Annotated in this window: 16 protein-coding genes; 5 read left to right on the top strand and 11 right to left on the bottom strand. The window is 42.4% G+C overall.

The window, feature by feature from the left end; genetic code table 11:
- Positions 1–165 precede the first annotated feature (165 nt).
- On the top strand, positions 166–630 hold the full coding sequence (locus DW036_RS20310) for a MaoC family dehydratase (protein ID WP_007213084.1): 465 nt from the start codon (positions 166–168) through the stop codon (positions 628–630).
- A 107-nt stretch (positions 631–737) separates the two neighbouring features.
- Here DW036_RS20310 and DW036_RS20305 read toward each other — a convergent pair whose 3' ends face one another.
- Genes DW036_RS20305 through DW036_RS20285 form a run of 5 tightly spaced genes read right to left on the bottom strand, consistent with a single transcriptional unit; the run spans position 738 to position 3283 of the window.
- Positions 738–1046 (bottom strand): nitrous oxide-stimulated promoter family protein, encoded by a 309-nt coding sequence (locus tag DW036_RS20305; protein ID WP_118465987.1) that lies wholly within the window; start codon positions 1044–1046, stop codon positions 738–740.
- A 3-nt stretch (positions 1047–1049) separates the two neighbouring features.
- A complete protein-coding gene (locus tag DW036_RS20300; RefSeq protein WP_007213086.1) occupies positions 1050–1322 on the bottom strand; it encodes a zinc ribbon domain-containing protein in 273 nt (90 codons plus the stop codon).
- A 26-nt stretch (positions 1323–1348) separates the two neighbouring features.
- Positions 1349–2047, bottom strand: coding sequence for a hypothetical protein (locus tag DW036_RS20295; RefSeq protein ID WP_118465986.1), 699 nt, complete (start codon positions 2045–2047; stop codon positions 1349–1351).
- A 35-nt stretch (positions 2048–2082) separates the two neighbouring features.
- On the bottom strand, positions 2083–2826 hold the full coding sequence (locus DW036_RS20290) for a GNAT family N-acetyltransferase (RefSeq protein ID WP_118421005.1): 744 nt from the start codon (positions 2824–2826) through the stop codon (positions 2083–2085).
- A gap of 4 nt (positions 2827–2830) precedes the next feature.
- Complete coding sequence (locus tag DW036_RS20285; RefSeq protein WP_118420854.1) at positions 2831–3283, bottom strand: GNAT family N-acetyltransferase; 453 nt, start codon at positions 3281–3283, stop codon at positions 2831–2833.
- A gap of 452 nt (positions 3284–3735) precedes the next feature.
- Between DW036_RS20285 and DW036_RS20280 the strand changes: the two genes are divergently transcribed.
- The gene (locus tag DW036_RS20280) at positions 3736–4053 is read left to right on the top strand and encodes an MGMT family protein (protein ID WP_007215755.1); all 318 of its coding nucleotides are present in this window, start codon (positions 3736–3738) and stop codon (positions 4051–4053) included.
- On the opposite strand, the gene DW036_RS20275 is transcribed toward DW036_RS20280, so the two are convergent.
- Positions 4043–5218: an MFS transporter gene (locus DW036_RS20275; protein WP_118465985.1), complete on the bottom strand. Its 1176-nt coding sequence runs from the start codon at positions 5216–5218 to the stop codon at positions 4043–4045. The genes DW036_RS20280 and DW036_RS20275 overlap by 11 nt on opposite strands.
- A gap of 44 nt (positions 5219–5262) precedes the next feature.
- Positions 5263–5706: an HD domain-containing protein gene (locus DW036_RS20270; RefSeq protein WP_007215757.1), complete on the bottom strand. Its 444-nt coding sequence runs from the start codon at positions 5704–5706 to the stop codon at positions 5263–5265.
- Between the two features lie 107 nt (positions 5707–5813).
- Between DW036_RS20270 and DW036_RS20265 the strand changes: the two genes are divergently transcribed.
- Both DW036_RS20265 and nfo read left to right on the top strand, forming a co-directional pair.
- Positions 5814–6116: a GNAT family N-acetyltransferase gene (locus DW036_RS20265; RefSeq protein WP_118465984.1), complete on the top strand. Its 303-nt coding sequence runs from the start codon at positions 5814–5816 to the stop codon at positions 6114–6116.
- Between the two features lie 92 nt (positions 6117–6208).
- Positions 6209–7048, top strand: coding sequence for a deoxyribonuclease IV (gene nfo / locus DW036_RS20260; RefSeq protein ID WP_118465983.1), 840 nt, complete (start codon positions 6209–6211; stop codon positions 7046–7048).
- 90 nt (positions 7049–7138) lie between these two features.
- On the opposite strand, the gene DW036_RS20255 is transcribed toward nfo, so the two are convergent.
- The 4 genes from DW036_RS20255 to DW036_RS20240 form a co-directional block, all read right to left on the bottom strand.
- Positions 7139–8437: a glycoside hydrolase family 28 protein gene (locus tag DW036_RS20255; RefSeq protein WP_118465982.1), complete on the bottom strand. Its 1299-nt coding sequence runs from the start codon at positions 8435–8437 to the stop codon at positions 7139–7141.
- A gap of 215 nt (positions 8438–8652) precedes the next feature.
- Positions 8653–10278, bottom strand: coding sequence for an RluA family pseudouridine synthase (locus DW036_RS20250; RefSeq protein ID WP_118465981.1), 1626 nt, complete (start codon positions 10276–10278; stop codon positions 8653–8655).
- A gap of 40 nt (positions 10279–10318) precedes the next feature.
- Entirely contained in the window at positions 10319–11740 is a 1422-nt protein-coding gene (locus tag DW036_RS20245) for a HAMP domain-containing sensor histidine kinase (RefSeq protein WP_118466004.1), read from the bottom strand.
- 177 nt (positions 11741–11917) lie between these two features.
- Positions 11918–12847 (bottom strand): GNAT family N-acetyltransferase, encoded by a 930-nt coding sequence (locus tag DW036_RS20240; RefSeq protein WP_118465980.1) that lies wholly within the window; start codon positions 12845–12847, stop codon positions 11918–11920.
- 115 nt (positions 12848–12962) lie between these two features.
- Here DW036_RS20240 and DW036_RS20235 point away from each other — a divergent pair, with 115 nt between their 5' ends.
- The gene (locus tag DW036_RS20235; RefSeq protein ID WP_118466003.1) at positions 12963–14393 is read left to right on the top strand and encodes a DEAD/DEAH box helicase; all 1431 of its coding nucleotides are present in this window, start codon (positions 12963–12965) and stop codon (positions 14391–14393) included.
- Positions 14394–14651: the final 258 nt, after the last annotated feature.

The following is a 14651-nucleotide window of genomic DNA, read 5'->3' as shown; positions in this document are numbered from 1 at the left end:
ATAACCTTCGTTATCGGGGTTTTGTTCATCATACTTAAAATAAAGAGCGTATGAATAAAGTATGTGTAGTAACAAGTGAAGCCGCCGGTATCGGTCAATGATTTATCATAATGATTATGGTTAGGATTATCAACCGTAGAAACTATTAAATATAAAAAGAGAATAATGGAAAAAGTAATTATCAACTCGTATGAGGATTTTGAAAAGCTGGTAGGCCAGCAAATTGGTGTTTCCGATTATGTGGAACTTTCGCAGGAACGTATCAATCTGTTTGCTGATGCTACGTTGGATCATCAGTGGATACATGTAGATACGGAACGTGCTAAAACAGAGAGCCATTTCAAGACTACTATTGCGCATGGCTATCTTACTTTGTCTATGTTGCCGTATTTGTGGAACCAAATTATTGAGGTGAACAACCTGAAGATGATGGTTAATTATGGTATGGATCAGATGAAGTTCGGTCAGGCGGTATTGTCGGGACAAAGTATTCGTTTGGTTGCTAAACTGCACTCATTGACAAACTTGCGCGGTGTGGCAAAGGCTGAGATTAAATTTACGATTGAGATAAAAGACCAACCGAAGAAGGCACTTGATGGAATTGCAGTATTCTTGTATTATTTCAATTAAAATTCTTTCATTATAAATTACACGGATATTCACAGATTAAGAAGAAGAGCTTTACTGAAGCTTCATTATTAAATCTGTGAATATCCGTGTAATTTGTGATGTATTCTTTATTTCTTCCTGATATATTCCTGCCACAAATGCCGAATAGCCGCTACCGGATGATACAATAACATTCTTGGCCCTGCCCATCTCATGATTTCTCTCATCTGTTCCCGCATCTCCGGTTTGTAACAATGTATGGTACAGAGTCGGCAAGTACCTTTCTTTTCTCCGAATGGACAACGTGACAACCGTGCATGTGCATATTCCAACACTTCCCTGCATTGCGGGCACAAAGTTTCGTTCCCCTCTTTCTTCCGGCAGTAGAGGCGGATCATTTGTTCCACGGTTTGTTTTTCCTGTTCGATGCGGGACATTATTTATGCTTGCCAGCGTTTCAATTTCGGAAACTCTTGCTTCATCATCGCAATAGCTTCTTCTTTAGTTACCTTCTGTTCCGAGTCTTTATTGAATTCTTCTACAAACTGGGCACAATGTTCTATCATTTCATCCATGGTGCAGTCTTGCGCGAATTTACCTTGCTGATAGCAGTAAGTACAATAATCTGCGCTGAGGCTACCGTCAGCATTTGTTCCGCATACTTCATCGGATGTGAGCGGCATTCCGCAACTTTGGCAAAATTTCATTTCCATAATAATTTTGTTTTAATAATATTAATTTATTGATTATATCTGGGAGATAAGCTTTTATATTTTTCAAAGCCATTATCCTGACTTTTATAAATGATTGTATCGATAAAATAAAGATGCCCGTCATTTCCTACTAATACATTATTAGGAAGAGCATCGAATATATCATAATTGCCATTTGAGAAAAATTCACCATCTAATTCAGAACTGAATCCCATTTTATTAAGCTCTTCTTCTATTTCGGGTTCAGTAGCTTCACGCATAGCTACAATAAATGGTTGTGAAAGTACGGCACAAACTTTTTCGGCTTTATTATATGCAAAACCTATTAGCTTATAAGAACAATCTGGAAAATAAATGTTGTGAATCCTTATACGCTCAAAAAACTGAGAGAGATTGTCATCTGAGTAGCGAAAATCATTTAATTTGTAAACAGTAGTGTTATTCTCTATTGATAGATATACTTCATTTTCAGATCCTCTATCAGAAAATATTCCTATTGTATTAATATCTTCTATCCAATACCCTCTGTCTCTTGCGAATCTTTCGAGGTTTGCAATCTGGACTCCCTTAACGACCGTTGTTCCCGCAATTGCTTGAATTGATTCAAGCACTCCTCGCGCGACATTGGATGCTTCCTCCAATAAGCAATGGATTTCATTTTCTTCGCTATGGCTTGGCGATGATATTGATTCAGTTTTTCCATATTGTTTGTTTTTATTATACATATAATGCAAAGATACTGTTTTTGTTCTTTCCTTAATTATCGTAGCAGCAATTTTTTCAGTAAACCTTCATTCAACAGGTGCACTGTTTCGAACTTTCCGTTATAGAATACAGCCCAATTATTAAAGATGCAAGGCAGTTGTTTAGCTTTCTCCAAAGTATCTATCTCTACCAACCGGAGAGGTATTTGATTGTTCTCGCAATAATTGTATATCTGTTCGATACAATTGGGAATATAGGGACATTGCACACCGTAATAGATGGTCAGTTCTTTGCCTTCAATGCTCTGTTTCCGCACGTTTGATGTGAATTGCGGTTGGGTGGCGTCAAAGGAAAGAGCTAATAATTCATATTCGTCATTGATGGTATCCACTACTTTGAAGCCATATTTCAACATGAACTTCTTTTCTGATAAGAAAGGTTTCTTCTTTTTGGAAGAAAGGAGGCAGATACCGGATTTCCCTTGCGCTTTTGCGTCGTCGATGCACGATTGTAACAATTCCTTTCCGTATCCCTTTCCTTTGTAACTGCCGGATACCCACAGGCAATAGATATAGAAATAATTATCACCAGTTACGGGAACCCAAGCTTTTTCCAACGGGGCATACTCGATGAACACTTTTCCTTGCGCATCCAGTTTGCGGAAGACATGTCCTTCTTTGATACGCTCTGCCAGCCAGTTGCGTTTATCGTTTACGCCGGTCTGGTGTTTTTTGTCTGCAATGGCGCAACATAGGTGTTCGCTCATTACGTTCTCAGGGGTCAGTGTGATGAATGCCATACTTTTATCCATTCTTGCTAATTTTGAGATAAACCATATCTTTCAGAAGCTTTCCATCTTCATACATGGGATGATCGTAGTTGTCAGTAAAAAAGTTGGGTATGCGGTGCGAGTAGGTAAATCCGCATTGTTTGTAGAAATCCTCTGTGTACGTATCTTCTGCCGTACCTACCAATAGCGTATGATAACGATCTTTGTAGTGCTCCAATAGAAATTCTATCAGCCGTTTTCCATATCCTTTTCGTTGGTAGTGGGGATAAGTGGCGATGTTCTTGATTTCATAGACTCCGTTTCCTTCATCTGTTATCACACACGCCGCCTTTAAGTCGCCGTCGTAGAGAGCGTACATTTCTCCCCGTTCCAGGTAGAGATCTATCATGGACTCTTGTTCGTCGGCAAGTAGCAGTAGTTCGAGGAACTCCTTTTTGTTCTTTAAAATAGGGACGATGTTTACCATTCGTATAGATTTAATTGTTCTTGAATCACCTCAAAGGTAGGCAATTGATATGAGAAAGACAAATTCTGCTACCAAGATGAAAAACATTATTCCGAAATTTGCTACTTATAATTAATTTCTGTTCTTTCGTACAGGAATTTATGGTTGCCCGATAATGGTCTATGCTTTTTAGTGAGAGCGAGTTTTCCAAGTCAATTCATTGGGGGGGTGGATAAGATTAAAAGTAGTCAACCTATGTAAGAAGGCTATGTGCTCAATATCAGTAGATTATGGTTCTCGATTATTCTCGCTATATTGAGAATCTTTTCTCACCGTGATGAGTATTTATTCTCATCGCATTGAGAAGTTCTTCTCATCGTATTGAGAATACTTTCTCTTTATGTTGAGAAAATCTTCATTATAGGCATCCTGTTTCCGACTGATAAGTATTGTATTGCAAAGTAATATAGGTTATGGATAAAACATCCTTTGGAGAAGAAGTATATAGCGTTGTCGCCTCTATCCCTCCGGGACGTGTGTTGACGTATGGACAGATTGCTTATCTTATAGGTAAGCCCCAGTGTTCACGTATGGTGGGGCAGGCCATGCATAACGCACCTGAGGGACAAAATCTGCCTTGCCACCGGGTAGTGAATAGTCAGGGACGACTGGCCCCTTTCTGGCCCGAACAACGGGAGTTGCTGGAAAAAGAGGGTACCGTCTTTAAGAAGAACGGATGCGTAGATATCAAGGCATCCGGTTGGGAAATACTGAAGGAGGTTATTTCTTAGCGAATATATTGATGAGCAGCGAGCAGCTTGTCAGCAAGATACCTGTTCCCACCACTCCCGTCCAGCCGAACCATTGCCAGAAGGTTCCGGCAAGGAAAGTTCCGGTGGAACCGCCAATGAAATAGGTAGTCATGAAAATAGTATTGATGCGATTGGATGCCTGCGGACAAAGGGCAAACGCACTGGTCTGATTGCTGAGCTGGATGCATTGCATACCTATATCTATCAACAGAATACCGGCTATGATACCTGCATAACTATATTGTCCCGCATAGAGCACTATCCATGCGCTGATTATCAGCGAACATCCTATATAAGTAAGCCGTTTCACCCCGACCGTATTGATGAGTCTTCCGATGGAAGTAGCGGTCAGTGCCCCGGCTATGCCGCAAAGTCCCAACATTCCTATGATATTGTTTCCCGCAAAGAAAGGCGCCTGTTCCATCTTGAAAGCCAGACAGCTCCACATGGCAAGGAACGATCCGAAAGAGAAACCTGCACGCAACGAAGCTATGCGGAGTTGGGGATACTTCTTAACGATGGAAAACAAGGATTTCATCAGTCCGGTATAACTTCCCTGGTAATTGGAAGGAAGGTCCGGAAGTATCCTTATTATGATAAGCAAACAAACGACCATCAATCCCGCGGCAATAAAGTAGATAAACCGCCAGCCCATGTATTCGCCTACAATGCCGCTTACTACACGCGAAGCAAGAATACCCGTCAGTAGTCCCGAAAGGATAATGCCTACATTCTTTCCTTTGGTTTCGGGAGTGGAATATTGTGCTGCAAGGGGCATGAATATCTGGGGTATAACCGAACAGGCACCCGTCAGCAGAGAAGCGAACAGTATCAGGTGGATATTGGGAGCTAGAGCAATGGTGAGCAGTGAGACTACCAGAATGGAAATATTTACGAGGATAATATTTCTTCTGCGGTATAAATCGCCCAGTGGAATGATGAACAATAGTCCGATGGCATATCCTATCTGCGAGCACATGGCTATCAAGTTGGCAGTGAACTCACTGATGTTCAGGTCACGACTGATGCGGTTCAGTAGTGGTTGGTTGTAGTATATGTTGGCTACCGTTACGCCTGAGATGATGGCCAGCGTCCAAAGCAGGGACGAGGGTACTCCTTGATTTTCTTTTAGTTCCAATTTCATGCCGCAAAGGTAGTAATTTCATGAAAAAGAAACATGCATAATGATCAATGATTCATATACAGGGGCATCAGACGATGGTAGGCTTTCAGATATTTCCTGAGTCTGGTGACTTCTTTTTCTCCGATGCAGGGCATGCGGCGCACATCCATATTATCCGTCAGGTCGTGAATCTTAACGGCAACGGCTATGGGATTGGAGGCACATCTTTCGACGTATTCTTCGTAATCTTCTTCATCGGAGGTCTTTGTGACACACCGCACGGCTTCAATGATTTCGGCAGAGAATCCTTCCTTCTCCAGGTCTTCGAATGTCCATTCCGTATCTTCTACAACATCGTGTAGAATACCGACAATCCTTTCTTTCAGATTCCGTCCCATATTCATTACGCGGATGGGATGATGCAGATATTCCTGTCCGTATTTGTCTTTTTGTCCTTTGTGAGCTTCGGTGGCAATAGCGATGGCATGTGAGAGAAGATGATTGTCCATAAGATTTTTTTTAGAATTGTTCGATACAAAGTTACTGAAATCTGTTATTAAATATAAGAGAGGCTTATTATTAAAATAGTATATTAACCCAATAAATGAAACAGATTATGAATATAGAACATTTTCCGGAGAAAAAAGTTTTTCAGACCGTAGTCGATGGAGAGACTGCCCGCCTGATGTATCATGTAGCTGACGGTGCTTTGGATGTGCTTCACACGATTGTACCCAGTGAAATAGGTGGTAGGGGAATTGCCTCTGCTTTAGTAAAGGCAGCTTATGATTATGCGTTGGCCAATGAACTGGTACCTGTGGCAACCTGTTCCTATGCCGTGAAGTGGCTGGAAAGGCATCCTGAATATAATGGGAAGACGGGTAAGGATTATGCGGGGGAGGGGACTTGTGCATTATAGAAACTCAAGGTCATCATATCTTGATTTTGCCATCTTCGGATTTTTCTCTATCTTGCTTCCGTTTTTAATCATTCACTAAAGAAAAACTGAATATGAAGAAATATATAGGAGCGCACGTAAGTGCGAGTGGGGGAGTTGAGATAGCTCCTGTTAATGCGCATGAGATAGGTGCGAATGCATTTGCTTTGTTTACAAAGAATCAACGGCAATGGGTGGCCAAACCTCTGACCGAAGAAAGTATTCTCGGATTTAAAGACAATTGTGAGAAATACTCTTTTGATGCCCGCTATATCCTGCCTCATGATAGCTATTTAATCAATCTGGGACATCCTGAAGAAGAAGGACTGGAGAAAAGCCGTGCCGCATTTCTGGATGAAATGCAGCGTTGTGAGCAATTAGGTCTGAAGCTTCTGAATTTCCATCCGGGCAGTCATCTGAATAAGATTTCAATAGAGAAATGTCTGGATAGAGTGGCAGAATCTATCAATATCACATTGAGTAAAACGAAAGGAGTGACTGCTGTTATTGAGAATACAGCCGGACAAGGAAGTAATGTTGGTAATGAGTTCTGGCAACTAAAGCATATCATTGATCGTGTGGATGACAAATCCCGTGTAGGTGTATGCTTAGATACTTGTCATACTTACTCGGCAGGATATGATATCGTAAAGGAATATGATAAAGTGTTTCAGGAGTTTGATGAAGTAGTTGGTTTTAACTATTTGCGGGGTATCCACCTGAATGATACTAAAAAAGAACTGGGTAGCCATGTAGACCGCCATGACAGCATAGGGAAAGGTTTGTTAGGCATAGACTTTTTTAAGCGTTTTATGAAAGATGAACGGTTTAATGATATGCCTGTTATTCTTGAAACGCCGGATGAGAGTTTATGGGCAGACGAGATAAAGTTGTTGCGTAGCTTTGAAGAATAGATACGCGGACGACGCGGACTAAACGGACGAACACGGACTTTCTTAATTCATAATAAGAAGTCCGTGTTCGTCCGTTTAGTCCGCGTATCCTTATTGATTTACCTTCACATTATTCCATTCAGATGACGGAATGATCGACTTGTCATACTCACCATCTTTCGCTTTAACATTCAGATTCTCAAATTTGAAATTCGTCAGTTTGTACTGCTCGGATGCACTTACGTTGAAAAACACATCACATTCAAAGTCTATATTACGCATTGTTACATGGTCCGAGTAAGACATCGGAACATCTTTCCGATCTTTCAGGTCAAAGAACTGAGTCCATGGTTTGATGTATAGGAAGCTTTTGGCATTTCCTTTAATATCTTCCACAAGGATATATTCATAATTTTGGGGAGTATCGGCACGCATCTTCAACCACAACAAACGGCTTGCCTGATTGATGGTACAACGACGGAGAATAATATTACGGTTATGGATAGACTCGCTACCACAAGTCAGTGCACTATGGCAGAAGCCGTACGTACAATCTTCTATAATAATATTAGTGTTACTTCCGTTGTTAGAATCCTTATCAGCCCAAGGGCCTTTTCCACCTTTAAGAGCAATAGCATCATCGTTTACAGAAAGGTAGCAGTTCTTAACCAACACATTATTGCATACATCAATATCTATGGCATCCGTGCTGGGTGCCTTAACAGGAGCAGCCGGAGAGAAAATATATAGGCCTAATAACTTCACATTGTTACATTTGTAAATGTGTGTCGTCCAGAAAGGAGAGTTGATGAGGCGTACACCGGAAAGCTGTACATCATTGCTATTGGAAATGTGTACCAGGCGCGGACGCAACTCATCCATATTCGTGCATTTCGGAATAACGGTGCGGCGCAACCAGAAAGATTTCCAATAGCGTAGTCCGTTGCCATTGATGGTTCCCTTACCGGAAATGGTGAAACCATCTACTTTGTCGGCATTAACCAGTGCGGCAAAGTATTTAAGTGATTGCCCCTCTATGCGGGTATTGATTATAGGGAAGTTGCTGATATCATCGCTACCTTTCAAAACAGCTCCTTCTTCCAGATAAAGGTGCGTTTTAGGCTTGAAAAAGAGTGCACCGCTCAGATAGGTACCTTTCGGGATGATGATCACACCGCCACCTTTGGATGATGCCTGGTCGATAACCGCCTGAATTTTCTCTGTTTGAAGTAAGGTGCTGTCATTCACCACACCATGATCAGTAATCTTATATTTACCGCCAAGGGTTTCGATATTTACAATTTCGTTCTGTCTGAACCAGTCGGGAATAAGGGTACCATCGGGGAATTTCTCTTGTGCAAAGGATGGCAGGCAGAAAAGCAAACTACATACTAAAGTTACGAATTTCATGGTCTTTATCATTAATTGAGTTAATAGTGTCTTGATCGGATCGATTTATCCGTTTGCAAAAATAGGGATTAAAATCTACATGCTGCTTATGCGGATAAGCCCATTTCCTAAGTTATTTGTTGGTTTATATAGGCTTTTTGATTCTTCCTTTCCATACAGAAAGGAAGTTAACTCGTCAACTTTTCCTCTATCCGAGCTTTTTGAAAAAGCAATAATCAGAAGTCTGCTTTTTCCATAATACACATGGGCTGCCCGTTGACGGGATGGGTGAACTCTATGGACTCAGCATGCAGATAGAGCCTTTTGTCTTTCTTTCCATAAAGCTCGTCGCCTATGATGGGGCAATGCAGGCCTGACGGATGTGCCGCATGCACGCGAAGTTGGTGAGTACGTCCCGTATGGGGAGAAAAGGCTATACGTGTATATTTATCTGTACGTTCGAGAACCTGATAATAAGTGATGGCAGGCTTGCCATATTGTGTGTCTACCATTTGCCGGGGGCGGTCCAATGGATTGGGGCAAAGCGGTAGTTCAATAGTGCCCTCATCTTCCGGGACGATGCCATCGAGCAAGGCTATGTACTTCTTCCGGATACTACGATTCTTGAATTGTGCCTGTAAGTGCTGGTGCGTCTTCTTATCTTTGGCAATGATTAAAAGTCCCGATGTAGCCATATCCAGCCGATGTACGATCATGGGACCATCTGCTTCCGGATAAGCCTTTCTTGCTAGGTCGTATATGGACGTCTGTCTCTCTTTTCCGGGTACTGAAAGCATTCCGGCAGGCTTATTAATAATCAATAGCCATTGGTCTTCATAAACTATATTCAATTTTTCATTACTTCGTTCCGCCTCCTGTTGCATAGGATTTGCTTCTACCTCTAATCCCTGTAACATGTGCCGGAGAATTGGTTCGCATTTGCCCTTACAGGCTGGATAGTAATAACCGTGATGCCGTACTTCGTTTTTGGGAGAATTACCCCACCAGAATTCGGCCATGGCTATCGGTTTCCAATGATGCAGATAAGCTTGTTGTAACAATTTAGGAGCGGCACATTCACCCGCGCCGGCGGGAGGAGTCTTATGTACGGTTTGCTCGAATATGTCGCATAAAGTTTTCACTTCTCCCCGGTAGTTCAACATTCTGAATTGTTCGAATAGTTGTTGTTGCAAGGCGGCAGAGCGGACTTTACGTTCTGCTTTCAGCTCCTGTATTTGTTTTTCCCAATTACCTGCTTCTACCTGCAAGAAGGCTATCTTCTCTTTCCAGGAGCGTTCCAATCGCTTATATTCTGCCTTCTGGAACTGGCTCTCTCGTATCAGATCAGCTTCTTCCTTTGCATCAAGCTGACCTGTTTTTCTGAGCAATTCTCTTTTTTCTTTTGCTTCTTTCAATTGTATCTTGGCAATTGACAATGCATCTTGTGCAGATTGGGTGGTTTGGGTAAGATCTGATAACAGGTCAATATATTTCTTATCCTCTTCCAGCCGGCGGATACGACGGTTGATAGTGGATATGTTTTCTTCTTCTATTTTGAAGAAGCCTTGAGGTTGCAATAAATCGTACACGGGAGGTACAAAATACGGATGTATATTCTTCCCGGCTAATATGCCCGAGAAGGCGGTTAAATAACCTATGCTTCCATCTTCGGTTTGCACTATCAGCACTCCGAACATTTTCCCCTGGCTTAATTCCTCTTGCCAGTCGCTTTGCTTGCTGAGGTAGTTTTGTACCTCTTCCGCTGCCATTACACACAATGGATGAGGAGTATAACAGAAAGGGTAAGTAAACCTTTCCGGAAGTGGAATATCGCTGATTGAAGTAGTAAAACGGTGCAACATAATGGTGCAAAGATACTACATTCTTTGGGTATCTGTGAAGTTATCCGGCAGAAAAGAATTCCTCGCTTTCATTATGATAGGGTAGGAGGAAAGTGAACCGGCTTCCTTTTCCAATCTCTGAGGCCACACTAATCTTCCCACCGAGTTTTTCCGCAATTACCATGCTGATGGAAAGTCCCAGACCCGTGCCTTGAACAAATTCATCTTGTTTGTAGAAGTGTTCGAATATCATTCGTTGCTCTTCTTTCGGAATACCTTTGCCGGTATCTTCTACGTAAATGGAGACTTCGTATGTTGAAAAATCAATTTCATAACCCAGTTTGATGTATCCTGATTTGGTAAACTTAGTGGCATTATTCAGGAAGTTAGTCATTATCTGGCTGAGGCGGTTCACGTCCGTATTGATGAAGAATGCGGCATCGGGCACTTCTTTGATGAACTCTATTTCCTTGGGTATCAATAAGGAATGTGTCAAATACATACTATCCACCCAATTATTCAGATTACACGTTGAATAGGAGAAAGTCATGTTGCCCGATTCGATACGGGAGAGTTCCAGTATATCATTGATGAGTTTCAGAAGCAATTCGCAATTTGTATTGATCGTATTGATGAAGTCAGCTTTCTCTTCATCGGGGAGGTCGTCTTCGCTGACAAGTAAGTTGGAGAACCCCACAATTGCATTCAGTGGAGTACGTATTTCATGGCTCATATTGGCGAGGAAAGATTGCTTCAGTTCTGCCTCTATCGCCAGGTCTTTTGCTCTCATGAGTTCCTCTTCTTTGTCCTTGAAGTGTTGCACATTGGTGATTAAGCCTATAATGGAGGCCGTTTCCGCCATTGCTTCCGTGGGATTGACATAACGGAGTTCATACCAGATATACCCTTTACCATTAAAGTTGCACCGGCATTGGGTGTGCGTTTTGGAATCCGGTTGGTTTTTCACATGATAAAACGTGTTCAACACATCCACTCTGTCTTCCGGATGTATCGTTTCGGCCATTTCTTGTAGGGTGAAAGCACGGAAAGGCATATCCAGATGCTCAAAGAATTCTTTATCACAGATGAAAGCATTTGTTTTCTCTATGTATTTCCAGGCGTAGATGTTGCTCTTTTCGAGTGATAGCGATAATAATTCCTTTTCCCTGGTTAGTTCCCTTTGGGCGGTGCGCTTTCTTTTAGACTCTCTGACATAGAGAAGTAGCGGATAGATGATGAAAAAACAAATGGAAGAGAGAGCCAGAACAATGATACAAATAAAAAGAGGTTTGTACTTGGCTTGGAAAGGTATCTTGATTACAATATAATCTTGTGGATGGTCTTCAACTTCAACATTGGTTTCTGCTTTCTGAATATCTTGGGGTTCAGCGTACTGGGGTTCTACCGCATGCATCTTTGTAAATAGGACAAAGAAGATCAGAATAATCGAAACTCTTTTCAGTAGCTGATAGCGTTTTTTCATAGCTGAAGAATAACTCATTTTGCAAATGTACATGAATATTTTTAATTCTTGCACAAATAAATAAAAATGTGAGAATTAACTCGTTTTATGTCCGAATAGCAGATTCTGCTTATCTTAAAAAAAAGCCATTTTAATGTAAATCTTATTTTTTTATTTTATATACTGATTTTTCGCAATTCACGGCTTGGCCAGATAGTAACATTGATGGTCGTATAAATGTCCATCGTAGGTTAACTCGGCCTGATGGAGAGTGCCTTCATAGATAAAACCGTGGCGTTTCAAAACCTGTTGTGAGCGCTCGTTATGAGGATAGCAATTTGCGGTAATGAGGCTTAGTTGGAGGGTGTTGAATCCGTAATCGAGAACAGATTGCACCGCTTCCGTCATGTAGCCCTTTCCCCAATGGGATTCATCGAGCCAGTATCCCAGCATGCGTGCTTGCGGGTTTTCACGCTTTGGATCTGGGATGATGCCGACTGAACCGATCAAACGTCCGTCTTCTTTTAGGATGATAGCCCATATTCCAGACTGGGATATAAATACGGAACGAAGGATTTCTTGTGATTCTTCTAAGGATCCGTGAGGTTTCCAGCCGGCATTGTTTCCTATATTTGGATTCTGGCAACATTTAAAGAAGGCTTCCGCATCACTTTCTTGGAAGGGGCGTAATAGTAACCGTTCCGTTTCAATCGGAGCATCAGCTTCATTATTGGTTTCTTCCTTCCTGTATACACATTCCACTCGATTACCATCCGGATCGAGTATGACGCTTTCGAAATATCCATCGCCCGAAGTCCGCGGTTCGCCGGCTATGGTATACCCATCGCTACGGAGTTGTTCAGTAGTGCGGAGAACATCTTCTTTGCTTTGGAAAGAGAGAGCAAAGTGCGTGAGTCCCAATTTGTTCTCTTCTATCGGAGTGTTTTGCACATCTGTACGGCTCATTAATTCTAATGCCGCGCCATCATCAAAATAAATGAAATAGGACTCGAAACCCTTCTTCGGATTGATGTATTTTTCATTGCTTGTTCCGTTAAAGTAGCGGATATAAAACTCTCTCAATTCTTCCAGGCGAAAAGTCCAGATGGCGATATGATGTATTTTCATGCGATATAATAGTTTGAATATCTGTTCTTTGTAGTTAATTAAAAACTACTTTTCATGCAAATATAATGATTATTCCTTATAAAAGCCTACCTTTGTGCTCTAATTAAAAGAAATGATGACATTTAAACAGATGAATATTTCGGAGCCGGTGTGCCGTGCGCTCCTTGAAAAAAACTATTCTACTCCTACTCTTATACAAGAACAAGCCATACCGGAAGCCCTGACAGGGCGTGATTTATTAGGACTGGCTCAAACCGGAACTGGTAAAACGGCGGCATTTGCCATACCTATCATAGAACAATTGCTTGCCGACCCTACATCTCAGCAGAAAGGTGCTCCACGTAAGATTCGTGCTCTTATCCTTACTCCAACGCGTGAGTTGGCAATCCAGATCGATGAATCGCTGGCAGACTATACACGATATACCACGTTGCGCCATACCGTTATTTTCGGTGGGGTAAAGCAGAAGTCGCAAACTGATGAATTGCGCGCCGGAACGGATATCCTGACGGCTACTCCCGGTCGTTTGCTCGATCTGATGTCACAAGGATTTATCCGCCTCGACCATGTGCGGCACTTCGTGCTTGACGAAGCTGACCGTATGCTCGATATGGGATTCATCCACGATGTGAAGCGCTTGTTGCCTAAACTCCCGCCCAAGAAGCAAACCTTGTTCTTCTCGGCTACTATGCCTGATAGTATTGATCGTCTGGCTAAAAGTTTATTGCGCAATCCGGCGAGGGTGGAAGTCACTCCGGCATCCAGCGTAGTGGAAATTATCAGCCAGTCCGTCTATCGTGTGGAAAAGCCTCAGAAGAAGGAATTGCTGGCACAACTATTACTCGGAGAGGCCGGACACCAGGTACTTGTATTTTCCCGTACCAAACATGGGGCGGATAATATAGCGCGCTATTTATCACGTCGTGGCATCACTTGTGAAAGTATCCATGGAGATAAGTCACAAAATTCCCGCCAGCGTGCATTGAGTAATTTCAAGGAAGGTCGTTCCAATGTAATTATCGCTACGGATATTGCGGCACGCGGTATTGATATCAAAGGTTTGGATTTGGTTCTCAACTACGATTTGCCCGATGTGCCGGAAACTTATGTCCATCGTATCGGACGTACGGGGCGTGCGGGTTGCGAGGGACGTGCCATTGCCTTTTGTTCGGGTGAAGAAGCGTCGATGTTGCGTGAGATAGAGAAACTTACAGGTATCAAACTGGAGCAACGGAAACATGATTTACCGCCTTTGGAGGAGACGAAAACAACTCCGATTGCCAATGCACGAAAGGTACAAGCGAAAGCACCGGCAGAGAAGCAACAAGGCAAGCAGAACAATAAGAGGCGGGAGGGCAGAAAGCCTGCCGAACCCTTGAAGAATACTCAGCAAGCAACGGTTGTTGCTGAAAAGCCCAAACGTCATAATCGTCCGGCGAAACCGAAATTGGTCCGCGAACCGCAACAAAAGCAATCGGCGGATAAACCGGAACAAGCATCCAGTCGTTCGGCAAAGTTGCGTTCGCGTTATGAAAATTATGAATGATTGGCTATAGTTTATCTAAACGCTTAAAGTTATCCGTTGGCGGAATTAATTCCTTTCTTTTCCGGTTATGAGCTAAATTGATACGCGGACTACGCGGACAAGGCGGACGAACGCGGATTTTATAAGGCTGAAAGCCTGAGATTACATAGCGTAGGGCAACGCCCTACGTGATTATGTATATCTCTATTTAAGCCCTGAAAGGGCGCAATCAAGCATACACGCTTTATCTCGCCCTTTCAGGGCTCAGAAATGGGGATG

This window comes from Bacteroides sp. AF39-11AC, assembly GCF_003474285.1.
GTDB lineage: Bacteria > Bacteroidota > Bacteroidia > Bacteroidales > Bacteroidaceae > Bacteroides.
The sequence above is the reverse complement of the archived record's forward strand: the minus strand, read 5'-3'. Positions and strand labels throughout refer to the sequence as shown.

What these genes read in the sequence shown, in the direction of transcription:
- DW036_RS20310 (WP_007213084.1), top strand. Translation starts at nt 166, where the DNA reads ATGGAAAAAGTAATTATCAACTCGTATGAGGATTTTGAAAAGCTGGTA.
- DW036_RS20305 (WP_118465987.1), bottom strand. Translation starts at nt 1,046, where the DNA reads ATGTCCCGCATCGAACAGGAAAAACAAACCGTGGAACAAATGATCCGC.
- DW036_RS20300 (WP_007213086.1), bottom strand. Translation starts at nt 1,322, where the DNA reads ATGGAAATGAAATTTTGCCAAAGTTGCGGAATGCCGCTCACATCCGAT.
- DW036_RS20295 (WP_118465986.1), bottom strand. Translation starts at nt 2,047, where the DNA reads ATGTATAATAAAAACAAACAATATGGAAAAACTGAATCAATATCATCG.
- DW036_RS20290 (WP_118421005.1), bottom strand. Translation starts at nt 2,826, where the DNA reads ATGGCATTCATCACACTGACCCCTGAGAACGTAATGAGCGAACACCTA.
- DW036_RS20285 (WP_118420854.1), bottom strand. Translation starts at nt 3,283, where the DNA reads ATGGTAAACATCGTCCCTATTTTAAAGAACAAAAAGGAGTTCCTCGAA.
- DW036_RS20280 (WP_007215755.1), top strand. Translation starts at nt 3,736, where the DNA reads ATGGATAAAACATCCTTTGGAGAAGAAGTATATAGCGTTGTCGCCTCT.
- DW036_RS20275 (WP_118465985.1), bottom strand. Translation starts at nt 5,218, where the DNA reads ATGAAATTGGAACTAAAAGAAAATCAAGGAGTACCCTCGTCCCTGCTT.
- DW036_RS20270 (WP_007215757.1), bottom strand. Translation starts at nt 5,706, where the DNA reads ATGGACAATCATCTTCTCTCACATGCCATCGCTATTGCCACCGAAGCT.
- DW036_RS20265 (WP_118465984.1), top strand. Translation starts at nt 5,814, where the DNA reads ATGAATATAGAACATTTTCCGGAGAAAAAAGTTTTTCAGACCGTAGTC.
- nfo (WP_118465983.1), top strand. Translation starts at nt 6,209, where the DNA reads ATGAAGAAATATATAGGAGCGCACGTAAGTGCGAGTGGGGGAGTTGAG.
- DW036_RS20255 (WP_118465982.1), bottom strand. Translation starts at nt 8,437, where the DNA reads ATGAAATTCGTAACTTTAGTATGTAGTTTGCTTTTCTGCCTGCCATCC.
- DW036_RS20250 (WP_118465981.1), bottom strand. Translation starts at nt 10,278, where the DNA reads ATGTTGCACCGTTTTACTACTTCAATCAGCGATATTCCACTTCCGGAA.
- DW036_RS20245 (WP_118466004.1), bottom strand. Translation starts at nt 11,740, where the DNA reads ATGAAAAAACGCTATCAGCTACTGAAAAGAGTTTCGATTATTCTGATC.
- DW036_RS20240 (WP_118465980.1), bottom strand. Translation starts at nt 12,847, where the DNA reads ATGAAAATACATCATATCGCCATCTGGACTTTTCGCCTGGAAGAATTG.
- DW036_RS20235 (WP_118466003.1), top strand. Translation starts at nt 12,963, where the DNA reads ATGACATTTAAACAGATGAATATTTCGGAGCCGGTGTGCCGTGCGCTC.